Source organism: Patiriisocius sp. Uisw_047, assembly GCF_047730165.1.
Lineage (GTDB): Bacteria > Bacteroidota > Bacteroidia > Flavobacteriales > Flavobacteriaceae > Patiriisocius.
This window is the reverse complement of the sequence record NZ_CP159834.1, coordinates 1,377,129-1,393,528: the sequence shown is the minus strand read 5'-3', so window position 1 is coordinate 1,393,528 and position 16,400 is coordinate 1,377,129. Positions and strand designations below refer to the sequence as shown.

General features: G+C 37.5%; 19 protein-coding genes. 10 read left to right on the top strand and 9 right to left on the bottom strand.

The annotated features are described in order from the left end of the window. The first annotated feature begins 14 nt into the window (after positions 1–14). From lptE to groL, 5 genes are all read left to right on the top strand, one after another. Positions 15–536, top strand: a complete 522-nt coding sequence (gene lptE / locus ABXT71_RS06210) for an LPS assembly lipoprotein LptE (protein WP_415372977.1) — start codon at positions 15–17, stop codon at positions 534–536. 3 nt (positions 537–539) lie between these two features. Beyond that, positions 540–1,478: a hypothetical protein gene (locus ABXT71_RS06205; protein ID WP_415372976.1), complete on the top strand. Its 939-nt coding sequence runs from the start codon at positions 540–542 to the stop codon at positions 1,476–1,478. A gap of 5 nt (positions 1,479–1,483) precedes the next feature. Further along, complete coding sequence (gene secG / locus ABXT71_RS06200; RefSeq protein ID WP_415372975.1) at positions 1,484–1,834, top strand: preprotein translocase subunit SecG; 351 nt, start codon at positions 1,484–1,486, stop codon at positions 1,832–1,834. Between the two features lie 170 nt (positions 1,835–2,004). Continuing rightward, entirely contained in the window at positions 2,005–2,280 is a 276-nt protein-coding gene (locus ABXT71_RS06195; protein WP_415372974.1) for a co-chaperone GroES, read from the top strand. 93 nt (positions 2,281–2,373) lie between these two features. Beyond that, entirely contained in the window at positions 2,374–3,999 is a 1,626-nt protein-coding gene (gene groL, locus ABXT71_RS06190; RefSeq protein ID WP_415372973.1) for a chaperonin GroEL, read from the top strand. A gap of 92 nt (positions 4,000–4,091) precedes the next feature. On the opposite strand, the gene ABXT71_RS06185 is transcribed toward groL, so the two are convergent. From ABXT71_RS06185 to xrtF, 8 genes are all read right to left on the bottom strand, one after another. Further along, complete coding sequence (locus tag ABXT71_RS06185) at positions 4,092–4,304, bottom strand: hypothetical protein (protein ID WP_415372972.1); 213 nt, start codon at positions 4,302–4,304, stop codon at positions 4,092–4,094. Between the two features lie 371 nt (positions 4,305–4,675). Continuing rightward, positions 4,676–5,032 (bottom strand): heavy-metal-associated domain-containing protein, encoded by a 357-nt coding sequence (locus ABXT71_RS06180; protein ID WP_415372971.1) that lies wholly within the window; start codon positions 5,030–5,032, stop codon positions 4,676–4,678. 33 nt (positions 5,033–5,065) lie between these two features. Beyond that, on the bottom strand, positions 5,066–7,312 hold the full coding sequence (locus ABXT71_RS06175; RefSeq protein WP_415372970.1) for a TonB-dependent receptor: 2,247 nt from the start codon (positions 7,310–7,312) through the stop codon (positions 5,066–5,068). Beyond that, the gene (locus ABXT71_RS06170) at positions 7,309–8,058 is read right to left on the bottom strand and encodes a heavy-metal-associated domain-containing protein (RefSeq protein WP_415372969.1); all 750 of its coding nucleotides are present in this window, start codon (positions 8,056–8,058) and stop codon (positions 7,309–7,311) included. The genes ABXT71_RS06175 and ABXT71_RS06170 overlap by 4 nt, the downstream gene beginning before the upstream one ends. An 89-nt stretch (positions 8,059–8,147) precedes the next feature. Next, the gene (locus tag ABXT71_RS06165) at positions 8,148–8,555 is read right to left on the bottom strand and encodes an HYC_CC_PP family protein (protein ID WP_415372968.1); all 408 of its coding nucleotides are present in this window, start codon (positions 8,553–8,555) and stop codon (positions 8,148–8,150) included. A 28-nt stretch (positions 8,556–8,583) separates the two neighbouring features. Beyond that, the gene (locus ABXT71_RS06160) at positions 8,584–9,192 is read right to left on the bottom strand and encodes a DUF3347 domain-containing protein (protein WP_415372967.1); all 609 of its coding nucleotides are present in this window, start codon (positions 9,190–9,192) and stop codon (positions 8,584–8,586) included. A 37-nt stretch (positions 9,193–9,229) separates the two neighbouring features. Beyond that, positions 9,230–9,652, bottom strand: coding sequence for an exosortase F system-associated membrane protein (locus tag ABXT71_RS06155; protein WP_415372966.1), 423 nt, complete (start codon positions 9,650–9,652; stop codon positions 9,230–9,232). Then, positions 9,636–10,217, bottom strand: a complete 582-nt coding sequence (xrtF, locus tag ABXT71_RS06150) for an exosortase family protein XrtF (protein ID WP_415372965.1) — start codon at positions 10,215–10,217, stop codon at positions 9,636–9,638. The genes ABXT71_RS06155 and xrtF overlap by 17 nt, the downstream gene beginning before the upstream one ends. A gap of 73 nt (positions 10,218–10,290) precedes the next feature. Here xrtF and ABXT71_RS06145 point away from each other — a divergent pair, with 73 nt between their 5' ends. Further along, entirely contained in the window at positions 10,291–10,746 is a 456-nt protein-coding gene (locus ABXT71_RS06145) for a GAF domain-containing protein (protein WP_415372964.1), read from the top strand. Between the two features lie 98 nt (positions 10,747–10,844). Here ABXT71_RS06145 and ABXT71_RS06140 read toward each other — a convergent pair whose 3' ends face one another. Next, a complete protein-coding gene (locus ABXT71_RS06140) occupies positions 10,845–12,101 on the bottom strand; it encodes an ABC transporter permease (protein ID WP_415372963.1) in 1,257 nt (418 codons plus the stop codon). A 267-nt stretch (positions 12,102–12,368) separates the two neighbouring features. On the opposite strand from ABXT71_RS06140, the gene purH reads away from it, so the two are divergent. The 4 genes from purH (at position 12,369) to ABXT71_RS06120 (ending at position 16,373) form a co-directional block, all read left to right on the top strand. Further along, positions 12,369–13,901 (top strand): bifunctional phosphoribosylaminoimidazolecarboxamide formyltransferase/IMP cyclohydrolase, encoded by a 1,533-nt coding sequence (gene purH / locus ABXT71_RS06135; protein ID WP_415372962.1) that lies wholly within the window; start codon positions 12,369–12,371, stop codon positions 13,899–13,901. 67 nt (positions 13,902–13,968) lie between these two features. Beyond that, complete coding sequence (locus ABXT71_RS06130; protein WP_415372961.1) at positions 13,969–14,997, top strand: rod shape-determining protein; 1,029 nt, start codon at positions 13,969–13,971, stop codon at positions 14,995–14,997. A 58-nt stretch (positions 14,998–15,055) separates the two neighbouring features. Beyond that, positions 15,056–15,880 carry a rod shape-determining protein MreC gene (gene mreC, locus ABXT71_RS06125; protein ID WP_415372960.1) on the top strand — a complete coding sequence of 275 codons (825 nt, stop codon included), beginning with the start codon at positions 15,056–15,058 and terminating at the stop codon, positions 15,878–15,880. Further along, the gene (locus tag ABXT71_RS06120) at positions 15,867–16,373 is read left to right on the top strand and encodes a rod shape-determining protein MreD (protein WP_415372959.1); all 507 of its coding nucleotides are present in this window, start codon (positions 15,867–15,869) and stop codon (positions 16,371–16,373) included. Before mreC ends, ABXT71_RS06120 begins: the two co-directional genes overlap by 14 nt. Positions 16,374–16,400 lie beyond the last annotated feature (27 nt).

Sequence of the window (16,400 nt, the reverse complement as noted above, 5' to 3'; positions counted from 1 at the left end):
CTGTTGTAATTTATATGAAACAAAAACTGCGACACATAGCGATCATTAGTTTTACCTTTTGCTTATTCTTAGTACTAAACGGCTGCGGAGCTTACTCATTTTCTGGCGCGAACATAGGCCCAGACATAAAGACATTTCAGGTAAATTATTTTCAGAATAATGCAGCAAATGTGCAGCCTGGTATTGATCGTGATTTTACTTTAAAGTTGCAAGACCTCTTGCTTAACCAAACAAGTTTAGATCTTGTCACGAATAACGGCGATTTGTTATATGAAGGCGAAATTGTAGAATTCTACACTGCCCCTATTACAGCAACTTCACAAAGTACAGCGGCCCAAAACCGGCTCACCGTAGGCGTCAATATTCGGTTTTATGACACTAAAATACCTGACAACGACTTTGAGCAACGCTTTTCTTTTTACTTTGATTATCCAGGAACTACGCAACTCATAGGCTCATCATTAGACTCGGCACTCGACGAAATTTTTGAACGCATCACACAAGATATTTTTAATAAATCACTCGCAAAATGGTAAGTTGTGAATAAAGAAACGTACACATACCTATTGGCAAACCCACAGGAGATAGACAAGGAGCATTTAAGTGATCTTGCACTCGTGTTGGACAAATATCCCTATTTTCAATCTGCGCGTGCTTTACAATTAAAAGCCTTTAAAAAAGAAAACAGTTTTTTATATAATGATGCGCTAAAGAAAACCGCCGCATACACGACAGACCGAGATGTATTATTTTCATATATTACATCTACCGCCTTTATTCAAGATCAGATTTCGCAAGCGATTATGGCGCATGAAGCCCAATGGAATGAGATTGACGTAGATCATCAAGATGTATCTGAAGAAGTGAGTCTTGCCCTCGACCGTGAGATGAAACAAGAACTTAAAAAGGCAAATGCAATCTTAGACCCTCATCTTTTTGAAAAGAAAAAGGAAGCGGTACTTACGATCTTAGGAAACGCAAGTGACCCTTCGGAAATTATAAGTCGTGAAGAACTTGCTACAGAAGAAGCTATTGCGATTGAAGAAAACGCGCCTATCCCCTTCACGAAAGAAGACACCCATTCATTTACAGAATGGTTAAAACTATCGCAAGTAGCCCCTATTATAAAAGAGGAAATCGAAGCTGATAAGCACATTTCTGAAGTAAAAAAAGCATCCGAAACGCGAGCAAAAGAGGTCTCCATGAAGGCCAGAAAGTTTCAACAGATAGAAAAATTTATAAAAGAGCAACCTAAAATTGTTCCAAAAGCAAAAAACGAGCCTTTCCCACAGTTAGCAATTGCAGATAGTGGAAGCCCAAAAGCCTTGATGACAGAGACTTTAGCAAAGGTATATTTACAACAAAAAAAATATGACAAGGCCATACAAGCTTATAATATATTAATGTTGAAATATCCCGAAAAAAGTGGTTTCTTTGCAGACCAAATTCGAGCAGTAAAAAATTTAGTTAAAAAATAAAAGCAATGAGTACGTTTACAATATTTTTAATTTTGATCATTTTTGTAGCATTTTTGCTAGTAATAGTTATAATGGTGCAAAACCCCAAGGGAGGCGGATTATCTTCTTCTTTTGGTGGCGGTGGAACGCAGCAATTAGGTGGTGTCAAGAAGACCACAGATTTCCTTGATAAGAGTACTTGGACTTTGTCTATTATCTTAATTGCATTAATCTTGCTTTCTAACATCCCCTTATTAGGAACAGGAGAAAACAATAGTGATTCTCGTGCACTTGACCAAGACGCGATTGACAATGTACTTCCTCCAACTGATCAAGCGTTACCTCCAACAACAGATACTGACGGAGCGACTAATTAAGATTCGTTTTACATAACATATCAAATGCCAGCTTATGACAAGCTGGCATTTTTTATGTGCAAAAAGTTTAAATTGACAGTTTGTAAGCGTTGGCATACTTTCTGTCTAGTTAATAGCAGTAATTATTAATCAAGTTTCCAATTACTGCGGAAATATAAATAACATAAAAAATGAGTTTAAAAATTCAACCTCTTTCAGACAGGGTAGTTGTGGAGCCACAAGCGGCAGAAACTAAAACGGCATCTGGATTATATATACCAGACAGTGCAAAAGAAAAACCTCAACAAGGCAAAGTAGCCGCTGTTGGTAAAGGTAAAGAAGATTACAAAATGACCGTTAAAGTAGGAGATACTGTTTTATATGGTAAGTATTCTGGAACCGAGCTTAAATTAGAGGGTACTGATTATCTCATAATGCGTGAGGAAGACATACTTGCAATTATCTAAAGATAATTGCTCAAAAAAAAATAACAAATCTTCCCAGTATAGTCTATGCTCAGCATAGCCGAAGTTAGGGAATGACAAAATTAAAAGTTTGATATGGCAAAAGATATAAAATTTGACTTAGAAGCACGCGACGGGATAAAGCGCGGTGTTGATGCATTAGCAAATGCAGTAAAAGTAACATTAGGCCCAAAGGGACGTAATGTAATTATCAGTAAATCATTTGGCGCACCGCAAGTAACCAAAGATGGTGTGACGGTAGCAAAAGAGATTGAGCTAGAAGACCCACTCGAGAATATGGGCGCACAAATGGTAAAAGAAGTAGCAAGTAAAACCAATGATCTTGCAGGTGACGGTACTACTACTGCAACCGTACTCGCACAAGCAATTGTAAAAGAAGGTTTAAAAAATGTTGCTGCAGGTGCAAACCCTATGGATCTTAAAAGAGGTATCGACAAAGCTGTTGCTGCGATTGTAAAAGACCTTGAAAAGCAGGCAATTAAAGTAGGAAACGATAGTGATAAGATCAAACAAGTCGCGGCTATTTCTTCAAATAACGATGAGCAGATTGGTGATTTAATTGCTAAAGCTTTTGGTAAAGTTGGTAAAGAAGGAGTAATCACTGTTGAAGAAGCTAAAGGAACAGATACCTATGTAGATGTTGTAGAAGGTATGCAGTTTGATAGAGGTTTCTTGTCTCCTTATTTCGTTACAAATAGCGAAAAGATGACTACCGAACTTGAAAACCCAATGATCCTTTTATGTGATAAGAAGATTTCTTCAATGAAAGATTTACTTCCTATTCTTGAGCCAGTGGCTCAACAAGGAAAAGCACTATTGATAGTTGCTGAAGATCTAGATGGTGAAGCCTTAGCTACATTAGTAGTAAACAAGCTTAGAGGTTCTTTAAAAATTGCTGCTGTAAAAGCACCAGGTTTTGGAGATCGTAGAAAAGCAATGCTAGAGGACATAGCAGTACTTACTGGAGGAACCGTTATTTCTGAAGAAAGAGGATTCACACTAGAGAATGCAACTATAGAAATGCTTGGTACTGCAGAAACAGTAACAATAGACAAAGACAACACGACTATTGTAAATGGTGCTGGGAAGAAAAGTGACATTCAGACGAGGGTAGGTCAAATTAAATCTCAAATTGAAACAACAACGAGCGACTACGATAAAGAGAAGTTACAAGAAAGACTGGCTAAGTTAGCTGGAGGAGTAGCTGTATTGTATGTTGGTGCTGCTTCAGAAGTAGAGATGAAAGAAAAGAAAGATCGTGTAGATGATGCACTTCACGCAACGAGAGCTGCAGTAGAAGAAGGTATTGTCGCCGGTGGTGGCGTTGCCCTAGTGCGTGCTAAAGCCGTATTAAGCAAAATCACAACGGACAATATGGATGAAACTACCGGTGTTCAAATCGTAGCAAGAGCTATTGAAGCGCCTTTACGCACCATTGTAGAGAATGCTGGTGGCGAAGGAAGTGTAGTGATTAGTAAAGTAGCAGAAGGTAAAAAACACTTCGGATACGATGCTAAAAGCGAAACATACGTAGACATGATAAAAGCAGGAATTATTGATCCTAAAAAAGTAACTAGAATTGCACTAGAAAATGCAGCTTCAGTTGCCGGAATGATCTTGACGACTGAGTGTGCATTAATAGACATCAAAGAAGATACTCCTATGGCCCCTATGGGCGGAGGGATGCCAGGAATGATGTAGGCTTCGGCTCCACAGGGCCTGCGGGCTTTGGTTATAAAAAAAAATGCCTTCCAGTTTGGGAGGCATTTTTTTATTTCAATAGTGGTATTAAGCTATTCTCGTTTATCAAAGAATAATCGGAATATAGATAAAGACACCAGTGTTATTACTACTGGCCATATCACAAATAAGTCTACGCGCATAACTTCATCACCACCTTCTGGCTGATAACTTAACCATTGTTGCATATAGTATTCCCATACTAAGGCCGCAATGAGCACAACTGCCGTGATAATGTATAAAAGTATTTTAGGTTTTAATATCATTTTATAAAAATACAAAAACCACCCTATTAAAGGTGGTTTTCTTATAGTTTGTTGTAATACTGTATTGTCATCTAATGACTAACAGTTGCGGTTTTAGCTAGCTAAAACCTGAGCTCAAATTACTTCTTTTTAGAAGCAGTCTGAGAAGCCTTTGCAGCAGTAGCTTTTTTAGGAGCTGGCTTTGCTTGAGGTTTTCCGTTTGACTTTGTTGCCATAATAAAATTGTTTTTAGAACATAGTAAATGTAATTCGGAAAATGGTTTGTTGTATTTCCGTTGGCTATAATTTAACTAAAATTAATAGCTGAATTGTAGACACAAAAAAAAAAGCCATCGAACGTACGATGGCTTTCACTAATTAATTAGATTCTTTTAATTCTGGTGATCCTTCTTCACCTCTTCATCACGATACAGACAACAAGCGTGAACGCTGTTATACTGTTCTTCTGTTGCTTTAATCTCCTTTGTGTCGTGACCTACGGCCGCTACGTTTGTACTGATCGCGTTTACATCTGTCTTACCAGCATCATAAATTAAATTTAACTGTTTCGTCTCTACATTCCAAACGGCAGATTTCACCCCTTTGGTTTTGATAGATGCCTTTTCAATACGTGCTTTACACATACCACAGACTCCCTCTACTTCTAAACTGGCTCTTGTATTTTTATCTTGCGCGGTTGCTGTAAAACCAACAAAAGCTACGAGTATCATTACTATTAGATTTTTCATATTATAATATTTCGGTTTAAAAATTTATTTATTTTAGTTATCAGAACGTACTGGAATCTTATATCTCAACCCAGCATAATAGTTACTTCCAAATATTGGGCCGTACACAAAGGTAGTATCAAAATTTGAACCAAAAGGATTTTCCGCATCAAGAATTGGATTGCCTTGTGTTACATCTGTGAAATTTTCTGCTCCTGCATAGAGTTCAAAACGCGCACTGAACACCTTGGTAATTTGCGCGGTAAAAGTCCCGAAAGAAGGGGTGCGCTCTGGCAACCTATATTCAGACGCATTCCCTTGCGTTGATGCATAGCGCTGCGAGCCCAGCCAATTATAAGTAAGATCAAACTTCCATTGTGAATTATTACGGACAAGTGTTTCATAGCCCACATTAGCAAAAATTCTGTGATTCGGCGTCAAAGGTTTTTCTCTCGTTCCGCCTGCATAGTCAGTCTTCACATCATAAAACTTATATGCCGTACGGAAATCAAAATACTCAAATGGACTATAGTTTAATTCTATCTGAAAACTATCTGCTGTACTTCCATTTTCCAAATTATAGAAACGCACTTGATTTACATCTTCCCAGTCTACCACCACTTGGTTTTGAAAATCTGTTCTATAATAATCTAAAGTGATGTCTCCTTTTCTATCAAACAAGTTAAAACCTTGCAATAAGCTCACCCCGTAATTCCAAGCGATTTCTGGGCTTAAGCCGTAAACAGCACCGCCTTGATCATTAATGAAAATAGTTCTAGAGGTTGAAAATAGCGATTGGTTTTCTGCAAAAATGTTTGCACTTCTTTTTCCTCTACCCGCAGAAACCCTAAAGGCTGCCTTATCCCACGGCGTATACCTTGCGTGGATTCTTGGTGTTGCAAATGTGCCTAAGAGATTATGCGTATCTAATCGCAGTCCCGCTGTCATTGTAAAGTCTTCTAAGTCATCAAAAGAATATTCAAAAAAGGCACCAACAGATTGCTCTGTTCTATCGTACTCCATAGTCTCTACTAACTCTTGATAATCATCAAAAGTAGCATTTAAACCTGTTTTATACGTATGCCTAGAATCACTTATAATAGAGTTGAAGATCGCATTTACATAACCACTTTGATGTTGGATGTTGTAATTACGTAATCCAAAATAAGCTTCTTGATCGTGATTACTATAAGCCACTTGAAGTCCCATACTTTGATAAGGGATTTCTGGAAACACATAACCCAATTTAAAACTCAAACCATAGCGCTCGGTGTCTATCTCACCACCCCAGTTATTAGCGCCACCACGATCTGTAGCTGGGTTGAATGCTGTTTGCCCTATTTGTTTATCGTCCTTTAAATAATTAAGATTTAAAAAGCTTACAAAGCCCTTTTCAGTATCGAGGTATTGCCAGCGGTTCATTAGGTTTATTTGTTCCATTAAAGGAGTATCAAGAAAGCCATCTTCGTTTCTATCGTTCTTTTCTCCTCTATAATTGCCGTGTACATACAAGCCGGTATTCCACTTTTCTGAAACTTTTGTATTGAGGTGTGTGTTCCATTCTAATCTACCGTTAGCCGCGCCATAAGTGTTTACAAAAACACGATCATCTGTCGATGGCTTTACGAGCTCCGTGTTAATTTGACCTGCAATACTTTCAAATCCATTGACTACACTTCCTGCTCCTTTTGTTATTTGAATACTCTCAACCCAAGTCCCTGGGATGAACGTCAAGCCATAAGCTTGAGACGCACCTCTTATGGTAGGAATATTTTCTGTAGTAATTAAGGTATAGGGCGTAGTCAGTCCTAGCATTCTTATTTGCTTAGATCCTGTTACCGCATCTGCAAAGTTCACATCGATGGAAGGATTGGTTTCAAAACTTTCAGACAAGTTACAACAGGCAGCTTTTAACAACTCCGCACTACTTACATTAATCATATTTTGCGATTGTAAATACGACCTAGAGGTTGCTTTTCTACGAGAGCGAATTGTCACCTCATCTAGTGTTGCGGTTGATGCTAGCACCTTTCTTACTTTTCTAGGTTCCATAATTTTAATGGTATCTGTTTTATACCCAACAAAACTAAAAACCAATTGATCATATGCTTCAGAATATGGAATCTCGAACAGCCCTTTAAAGTCTGTCACAGCTCCTATCTGACTGTCGAGCCAGAATACGTTTGCGCCAGCGAGTGGCACTTCTTTTCCTTCAAAAACTTCAAGGACAATGCCCGCTACTTTTTCTTGGGAGAAAAGCCAGAATGGGACGAACAAAACTACGATTTGAATATATCTCATAGTAGGCTGTACTTAATAATAAGACTAATAGCCATTACAATCATAATGGCGTTTTCGATAAAAGTTGCTTGGGTCATTGGCAGTTTTAATACCGTACCCAAACAGGCGCACTGGATTGTCTTTTTACTTAATAGCGAGAGCGTCACGCCAATGGTGGTAATTGCCAAAACAAGAATTGTGATCACAAGCACGATAGGGATTTCTATTCGTGCTAAAAACAGCACACCCAAAGCAACTTCAATAAAAGGGTATATTTTCCCATACACAGGAATCACTTTTGCTAATGGATCATACATCCCAAATGATTGTGCAAACCCTTTAAGATCAAAAAACTTAAAGAGACTAAAAATCAAAAAGAACGCACCCATAAAATCGAGCATCATCGCGTCCATTGTCCAAGCGCCATAATTTTTTGCCGTTACCAGAACCACTATAAACCCAAAGATGAGAAACAAAGGTTTTAACTGTCGAAGTTTTGATAACTTGTTTTCTTGGGATGGGGAATCAAAAATAGTTGACGTTTCTAAAGTGACTACCTGAGGTGCTATTTCTGAAATGCTAAACTTTTCAGGCAAAGACGCTTGTAATGTAGCCAGGTCTATATGATGCTCCATTGTGATCTTGGCAGTTTCAGAAGCTAGGTCTACCGTCGCTTTAGTAAGACCAGAAATACTATTTAGTTTTTGTTCTACAGAAGTTCTGCAACCATTGCAGGTCATTCCTTGAACAGAATATGTATGTGTCATGAATATTATTTAATAAGATGAATTAAACTTTAAATGCCCAGTGTTGGGTCTATAAAATTTCAGCAAAAGGGATGCTGATAATCATCAAATCAAATAAGGAAAGTCTCGTAAAGAACCTGGATGTTCTTTAAAACAGGAGGTGGATTATACTCAGAGTATTGTAATAGTTCTTGCTTACTACTTAAGACTTGCTCAAGTACAAAAACAGAAATGAACCCAGCAACAAAGGTATCGTTTAGAACAAAATCATATGTTGCGTGCGCAAAATTATCATCCGTAGAAATAGTTGTATACTGGTCCGCACAACAATCGTGACCCTCTTCATTCTCATCGCCGCAAGCATCATCAACCATTGCCATCCCGCAACTTAATTGCGCTTCGCTAAACGTAAGTTTTTCCATCATCATAAACTCACCACAATAGTGTTGCGCATAGGTAATACCCGTGCTACTCACTAAAAGGAAAATTGATAATATGATAGAAATAATCTGTTTCACTATGGCAAAGTTACGCTAAAAATATTCTTTATTCAATGGCATTATCTACACGACCACAACGCATCATCTTGTCGCCAAAGTAAGGGTTCTGGACTTGCTTATCACTACTTAACCAATAAGCACCAGTATTATTAAATGCCATAGGACAATACATTTTATATATTGCACCACTGTCTAGGGCATTTGCAAGCAATTTTTCTACTTCTTTCGTTACAGGAACAAACTGTTCTCTTTGTAATTCTATATCATTAGAATTATAAATCTCATTCACATTTGCTATAATGGAGGCATCTACACCCACCGCTTCCATAGCTTTCATTAAAGTTGACGCCTGTTTAGCTGCGATCTTTGGGTCGCTATTTACAAATGCATTCTGCAATTTGCTGTACTCCTTGTACACACTAGCTATTTTATCATTCTTAAACTTAGCTGTTACTGCGGGTTCAGGATAGGTTTCGTCTACTTCACTTCCATCTATTTCTATTAATTCTAGATCTTCGTTTTCTAGATTAATAAGCTCATCCGCTTTTGTTTCTGAAATAGCATCGCTAGAAGGATCGTTCGTTTTTTTATCATTTCCGCAGAAAGATAATGTAAGCGCAAGGGCAATTAAAACCGAAATTTTTAAAATTCTCATGACGTTTAATTTAGAGTACAATGATACAAAAATACTGCTATCTTCTAATGAAATAAAAAGCCGGAATGAGAAGCAGTACCAATAAGGGTTGGATAATAAAACGGCGAACGTAAAATAGAAACTGGTAATTCCCTACATCAGAAATGTGCATAGTCAAAGCCATGAGCCCCATTAATGCGGCAAAAAACAATAGATATATTAGTGCCGAAATTTTAATGATTTCCCATTTTTTAAATAAAAACCAAAGTATGCCCAGCGATAATAAGGTGTTTAAGAAAAAGCGAAAGGTAAGATGCGCGTAAAATTTTGGCGCCAAAAGGTCTGGTAAGGGTAAAGAGGCAAAACTTAATTTAAAAAAGTTAATTAATGGATCATAAAACAAAGCATCTTGATACTGCCGAACAGCCGCCAGCATTGCAAAAAGCAGTATAACTAGTATGATGTTAAATGCTTTCTTCATCTGTTGCTTTAGAAATTGCACGAACCCAAAAAAGCCATAACAGGAAAACCATCCCATAGATGATTCCCGGAAAAACAATGTCGTGTAAAAAATCGCTACTTTCTGGACATTGATAAAGTGCTATGCTTAATATAACGATTCGTATAATATTTGTGGCGTAAATAAGCGCAAGTCCTCCTAGTATATAGCGCAAGGTTTTTTTTAATTTTTGAGCAAATGCGACAATAAATGACACAAAGAGAATCATCACACTCATAGCATTACAGCCTTCATTTATATTACCCACATAGGTATCAAGTAGTATGATACGCATCATAGGCAATCGAGGATCCACCTTCAATGACGGCTCATAACCTAAAACCGCTAATACAGACTCGGCTTGCACAGAGACTAGTTGTGTTATAAAATCTGGTGTATTGTCTGCACCTTGAGATAAGGATACATACACTATATATAAAGCCGTTAAAACACCGTAGGTTCCTAAAAAAAGGAGCAGGAATCGTATCACAGGCAGGTACTTCTTAAAAAGATTTTTCACAAACGCAGCAAATAGTGATTTTAACAAAAATACTGTAATTCTCGTTGGGAAGAATTGAGGGAATGAAATACTTTTGTGAACCAAATCAAAAGCACAACCTATGTCACTTATAAACCTAAAGCCTAAAGTTACTTCTATTATAAAAGATTCATCAGAAAGTACTGTTTCACGATTAACCAAAATATGTGAAGTATTAAAAGATAGTGTTGCCTATTATGATTGGGTAGGTTTTTATTTTGCCAATCACGAAGCACGCACGCTCCATCTTCAGGCCTATGCCGGTGAAGCAACAGACCATACGGTGATTCCTTTTGGCAAAGGCATTTGCGGTCAAGTAGCTGTCTCTAATGAAAACTTTGTCGTACCAGACGTCAAAGCACAAGACAATTATATTGCTTGTAGTATTTCGGTCAAAGCAGAAATAGTAGTGCCACTTTTTAAAGATGGGAAGAACATAGGACAAATTGATATTGATTCGAGCACCAAAGATCCATTTACAAAAGAAGACGAAGTCTTTTTAGAATGGATGAATGCCGAGGTAGCCTCAATCCTCTAATAAGAGTAGTAAACCTCAAAAAATAGGAAATCTCAATTCAAATTAATAATTTTATGAATTGAGATTTCCTGTTTTGATTTTCCCCAGCTCCGCTGCAATTACATCCCCGTTCTAATTGCCTCTACAGGATCCAATTTTGAAGCTGATATGGCTGGCAAAATACCTGCTATGAGACCAATAGCTATAGAAACAGAAGTACCTATAAACATATTCCAACCAGAGAGTACAAAGTCAAAATCATCTAAATACCAATTTGCTCCTTGGGCTAATAGCCACACAAAAAACATCCCTATAAGACCACCAAAGACAGCTAACACAACAGCTTCAAATAAAAATTGAAGTAAAATAAAACGTCGTTTTGCGCCTAGTGATTTTTGAATTCCTATTAGATTGGTCCTTTCTTTTACACTTACAAACATAATATTTGCAATACCAAAACCACCGACCAGCAATGAGAAGCCGCTTATCATAAGACCAACAAGATTCATTGTGCCAGTAATGTTGTCTATAAATTCTACAAGCCCCTTTAACTGATTGATAAAGAAGGTGTCAATATCATCCGTCTTTAATCCACGTGATACTCTGAGTTTCTGAGTTATTACAGCCATCAACTCTACTTCATCAGCTCCTTTTTCTGGCTTTACAATAATTCTCTGAAACCCATTGGTTTTACTATCACCAAAAATTTTACGTGCCGCATTTGCTGGAAACAGAACCCAAGTATCTTTTGAGTCTCCTCCTAGACCACTCCCCTCTTTTTCTAGGGTACCTATGACGGTAAATTTTCTACCATACATTCTCACTTTTTTTCCTATTGCGGCAGTTGGTGTTCCAAATAGCTCCGTCGCCACTTCATAACCTACAACTACTACTTGTGAGCCACTATTAGATTCAGATTCGTTGTAATACCTACCTTCTTCTATCTGTAAAGATTCTATATCGTAATGCTCATATGTAATCGCTACAAAATTAACATCACTAACGGTATTACCTTCATACTTGACAGTTGTGTTAGGCACATTAGTAGCATAAGCCACTGCCTCAATATTATTTACACTTCTCTTTATTAATTGGTATTCTTCATAATTAACATTCGGAAACTGTTGCCATTTCCATCTTGGAACCTCCGTTGGTCCAAAAGAAAAACGAGTGATAATCATTGTACTTGTATCCAGCGAACTAATACTCCCCTCAATTTCTTTTTTAAGTGAATCTACGGCGGCTAATATGGCGATAATAGAAAAGATACCAATGGTCACACCAACTAAGGATAAAAAAGTACGCAACTTATTATTCCTAAGCGCGTTGATCGCAAAATTAAAACTCTCTTTGAGTACTCTTAAATAGATGAACATAGTTCGTTGGTTCCGTTTTTAACTGGTTCTTTTTATTGAAATCGCTACTTGCAAAATCTCAATGCTTAAAATGTTGAAATTTGTCTATCAACAAATTAATTATCACTAAAACTTAGTGAATTTGGATTTTCTATCTTCCTTTAAAAGTAAAATAATAAATTCAGACAAAAAGTAGGACGCTTTCTATTAACAAATGTTACATAAATGTGTGATGATTATGTATTTTTGCACCTTTAATTTCAGAACCTTATACCCTTCAAAATTATCATGAGCGATCGTAAAAAAGTATCATCTGCACTCATTTCTGTTTTCCATAAAGACGGCTTAGGCCCTATTGTTAAAAAACTTGACGCACTAGGCGTAATGATCTACTCCACTGGTGGAACAGAAAAATTTATTACAGACATGGGCATCAAAGTGATTCCTGTAGAAGACGTAACAGACTATCCATCCATTTTAGGAGGTCGTGTTAAGACCTTGCACCCTAAAGTTTTTGGAGGTATTTTAAATCGTCAAGATAATGAGAACGATGTTCGTGAAATGGGGAAATTTAACATCCCGCAGTTAGATATCGTCATTGTAGATTTATACCCTTTTGAAAACACGGTTGCCTCTGGAGCTCCAGAACAAGAAATCATTGAAAAAATAGATATTGGCGGAATTTCACTAATCCGTGCTGCAGCTAAAAACTTTAAAGACACCATTTGTGTTTCTTCTATGGAAGATTATAACGAGTTTTTAGAATTGCTTTCAGAAAACGACGGCAGCTTTTCGCAAGCAGACAGAAAGAATTTTGCTGCAAAAGCTTTTAATGTTTCTTCACATTACGATACAGCGATTTTTAATTATTTCAATAGTGATCGTAATATACCAGCTTTAAAAATTAGTGAAGGAAACGGTAAAGTACTTCGCTATGGAGAAAATCCTCATCAACGCGGATTTTTCTTCGGAGATTTTGACGCTATTTTTGATAAGCTCCACGGAAAAGAATTAAGCTACAATAACCTTTTAGATGTAGATGCAGCAGTTAACCTGATGGGCGAATTTGCAGGTGAGAAACCTACGTTTGCCATCTTAAAACACAACAATGCTTGTGGTATTGCCCAACGCGACACCTTACACCAAGCATACACAGATGCGCTAGCGGGAGATCCTGTTTCTGCCTTTGGCGGGGTTTTAATCTGTAACACAGAAATAGATGAACCCACTGCAAACGAAATTCACAAACTATTTTGTGAGGTGGTGATTGCGCCTTCATTCTCTAGTACTGCTACAGAAATATTAAAGGGGAAGAAAAACCGCATTTTATTGATACAGAAGGAAATTAAAATGCCAACAACATCGGTAAGAACCTGTCTTAACGGAACGCTTGTTCAAGATAAAGATGGTATTACAGATAGCATTGATAAATTAACGCACGCAACCCGCAATAAACCAAGTGATTATCAGCTAGAAGATTTGATGTTTGCCTCAAAAATTTGCAAGCATACAAAGTCTAACACGATAGTGCTTGCAAAGGATAAGCAACTATGTGCTAGCGGAACGGGACAAACTTCTAGAGTTGATGCTTTAACACAAGCCATTCACAAAGCACAAAGTTTTGATTTTAATCTAGATGGAGCTGTGATGGCGAGCGATGCATTTTTCCCATTTCCAGACTGTGTAGAAATTGCAGACAATGCAGGTATTAAGGCAGTGATACAGCCAGGAGGATCGATAAAAGATCAATTAAGCATAGATTACTGTAATGCACATAATCTTGCGATGGTATTTACCGGTACACGTCACTTTAAACATTAATATTTTTAATATATTTGTTGTAGGATCATTTTTAGCAATTTTAAATTAATTCACTACCAATAAGCTTATGGGATTTTTTGACTTTCTTACAGAAGAAATCGCAATTGACCTAGGGACTGCAAATACACTCATCATTCACAATGACAAAGTAGTTGTAGATTCTCCATCGATCGTTGCTCGTAACCGTACTACAGGAAAAATTATTGCTGTAGGAAGGGAAGCTGCCTTGATGCAGGGTAAAACACATGAAAATATTAAAACCATTAGACCGCTTAAGGACGGTGTGATTGCAGATTTTGACGCGAGTGAAAAGATGATCAATATGTTCATCAAAGATATTCCGGCACTTAAGAAAAAATGGATTACACCATCGCTAAGAATGGTTATCTGTATCCCTTCTGGTATCACAGAGGTAGAAATGCGAGCGGTAAAAGAAAGTGCTGAACGCGTAAATGGTAAAGAAGTTTATTTAATACATGAGCCTATGGCAGCAGCCATCGGTATTGGTATTGACATTATGCAGCCTAAAGGAAATATGGTTGTAGACATAGGAGGAGGAACTACAGAAATCGCTGTGATCGCTCTTGGAGGAATCGTCTGTGACAAGTCTGTTAAGATTGCAGGTGATGTATTTACAAACGATATCATCTACTATATGCGTACGCAGCATAACCTATACGTAGGAGAACGTACTGCAGAAAAAATTAAAATACAAATAGGTGCTGCAACAGAAGATCTGGAATTACCACCAGAGGACATGGCCGTACAAGGACGTGACTTACTTACTGGAAAGCCTAAACAAGTACAGACTTCGTATAGAGAAATCGCAAAAGCACTTGACAAATCTATTTTACGAATCGAGGATGCTGTGATGGAGACTTTATCACAGACGCCTCCGGAACTCGCTGCAGATATTTACAATACAGGTATTTATATGGCCGGTGGAGGCTCCATGTTACGCGGGCTTGACAAGCGTCTTTCTCAAAAAACAGACCTTCCAGTATATATCGCAGAAGATCCTTTGAGAGCGGTAGTACGAGGTACAGGTATTTGTTTAAAAAACCTACCCAAGTTTAAGAGCATACTTATTAAATAAGAAAATGATTATACTCATTTCTTCGGAAATGTGAATCACATAACAACCATGCTCATTCATGCAGCAAATTATATTTTTTTTCATCCGAAATAAAAATTTCCTGTTGTTTTTTGTCCTTTTTTTAATTGCTCTTTCGTTTACGATTCAGTCAAACTCTTATCACGCGAGCTCTTTTGTTAACTCGGCAAACTTTATGAGTGGCGGGGCGTATAGCGCTCGTTCGTCGGTTTCAGATTATTTTGGTCTCGATACCCAAAACCAAAAACTTACCGAGGAGAATACTTATTTAAGAAGCCAAGTTACAATGCTTCTGAACATTTCAGAAACAACACTAGACACTACCATTAAAGATGCGCCTTACTTTTTTATGGCGGCAAAAGTGATCAATAACAATTACGGCAATACAAAAAACAGTATCACGATTAATAAAGGCGCACGTGATAGTGTGAAGGTGGACCAAGGCGTTATTACTTCTCAAGGATTAGTGGGGATTGTGAACAATATGTCTAAGGGTTTTGCGACCGTGCAGTCTATTTTAAACACTAATAGTGAGATTAATGCCAAATTAAAAAAGACCAATCACTTTGGTACGCTTGCCTGGAACACAAAGAATCCTAATGTGGTGCAATTAAAACAAATACCGCGACTCGCTCCGCTGGTCTTGGGCGATACTATTGTGACTGGCGGAAGATCTACTATTTTTCCAGGAGGGGTTTTAATTGGCACTATCATAGATTTTGAGTTGACACAAGATGACAGTTACATAGTAGATGTGCAGCTCTTTAACGATATGACAAATCTTAAACAGGTCTACCTCATCACAAACACACAAGCGAGAGAGATTTTACAACTAGAACAAGCGACGCAAGATGCAGAACAGTGAGGTTTTTCAAAATATCATCCGGTTTATCGGGCTCGCGCTATTGCAAGTTTTAGTGCTAAATCACATCAACTTTTTAGGCTACATAAATCCCTATCTCTATATTTTATTTGTGATGTTGTTTCCGTTTACGGGTAATAAGACACTGCTTATATTTTTAGGTTTTTTCTTAGGACTCACCATAGATATTTTCAGTGATACTGGAGGTGTGCACGCAGCAGCAACCGTTTTTATCGCCTACATACGCCCAGCTATTTTAAAATTTTCCTTTGGCATAAGCTACGAGTATAATGTTATAAAACTGAATAAGGTTGCTACAAATGAGCGCCTGCTATACATTTCGGCCGTGGTGATCTTACATCACTTGGTATTATTTTTATTAGAAACATTTAACATATCGCATATACTCTTAGCTTTAAAATCGACCTTGTTTTCTAGTATATTCAGTATAATTTTAATCTTTAGCGTCTTGATACTTTGGGGTCGGAAACGTTAAGCGTTCCACTACTATTTCAGCATAAAA

Bases quoted from the DNA above. Each gene is read 5' to 3' on its own strand.
- lptE (WP_415372977.1), top strand. From the start codon at position 15: ATGAAACAAAAACTGCGACACATAGCGATCATTAGTTTTACCTTTTGC.
- secG (WP_415372975.1), top strand. From the start codon at position 1,484: ATGAGTACGTTTACAATATTTTTAATTTTGATCATTTTTGTAGCATTT.
- ABXT71_RS06195 (WP_415372974.1), top strand. From the start codon at position 2,005: ATGAGTTTAAAAATTCAACCTCTTTCAGACAGGGTAGTTGTGGAGCCA.
- groL (WP_415372973.1), top strand. From the start codon at position 2,374: ATGGCAAAAGATATAAAATTTGACTTAGAAGCACGCGACGGGATAAAG.
- ABXT71_RS06185 (WP_415372972.1), bottom strand. From the start codon at position 4,304: ATGATATTAAAACCTAAAATACTTTTATACATTATCACGGCAGTTGTG.
- ABXT71_RS06180 (WP_415372971.1), bottom strand. From the start codon at position 5,032: ATGAAAAATCTAATAGTAATGATACTCGTAGCTTTTGTTGGTTTTACA.
- ABXT71_RS06175 (WP_415372970.1), bottom strand. From the start codon at position 7,312: ATGAGATATATTCAAATCGTAGTTTTGTTCGTCCCATTCTGGCTTTTC.
- ABXT71_RS06170 (WP_415372969.1), bottom strand. From the start codon at position 8,058: ATGACACATACATATTCTGTTCAAGGAATGACCTGCAATGGTTGCAGA.
- ABXT71_RS06160 (WP_415372967.1), bottom strand. From the start codon at position 9,192: ATGAGAATTTTAAAAATTTCGGTTTTAATTGCCCTTGCGCTTACATTA.
- ABXT71_RS06155 (WP_415372966.1), bottom strand. From the start codon at position 9,652: ATGAAGAAAGCATTTAACATCATACTAGTTATACTGCTTTTTGCAATG.
- ABXT71_RS06145 (WP_415372964.1), top strand. From the start codon at position 10,291: ATGTCACTTATAAACCTAAAGCCTAAAGTTACTTCTATTATAAAAGAT.
- ABXT71_RS06140 (WP_415372963.1), bottom strand. From the start codon at position 12,101: ATGTTCATCTATTTAAGAGTACTCAAAGAGAGTTTTAATTTTGCGATC.
- purH (WP_415372962.1), top strand. From the start codon at position 12,369: ATGAGCGATCGTAAAAAAGTATCATCTGCACTCATTTCTGTTTTCCAT.
- ABXT71_RS06130 (WP_415372961.1), top strand. From the start codon at position 13,969: ATGGGATTTTTTGACTTTCTTACAGAAGAAATCGCAATTGACCTAGGG.
- mreC (WP_415372960.1), top strand. From the start codon at position 15,056: ATGCAGCAAATTATATTTTTTTTCATCCGAAATAAAAATTTCCTGTTG.
- ABXT71_RS06120 (WP_415372959.1), top strand. From the start codon at position 15,867: ATGCAGAACAGTGAGGTTTTTCAAAATATCATCCGGTTTATCGGGCTC.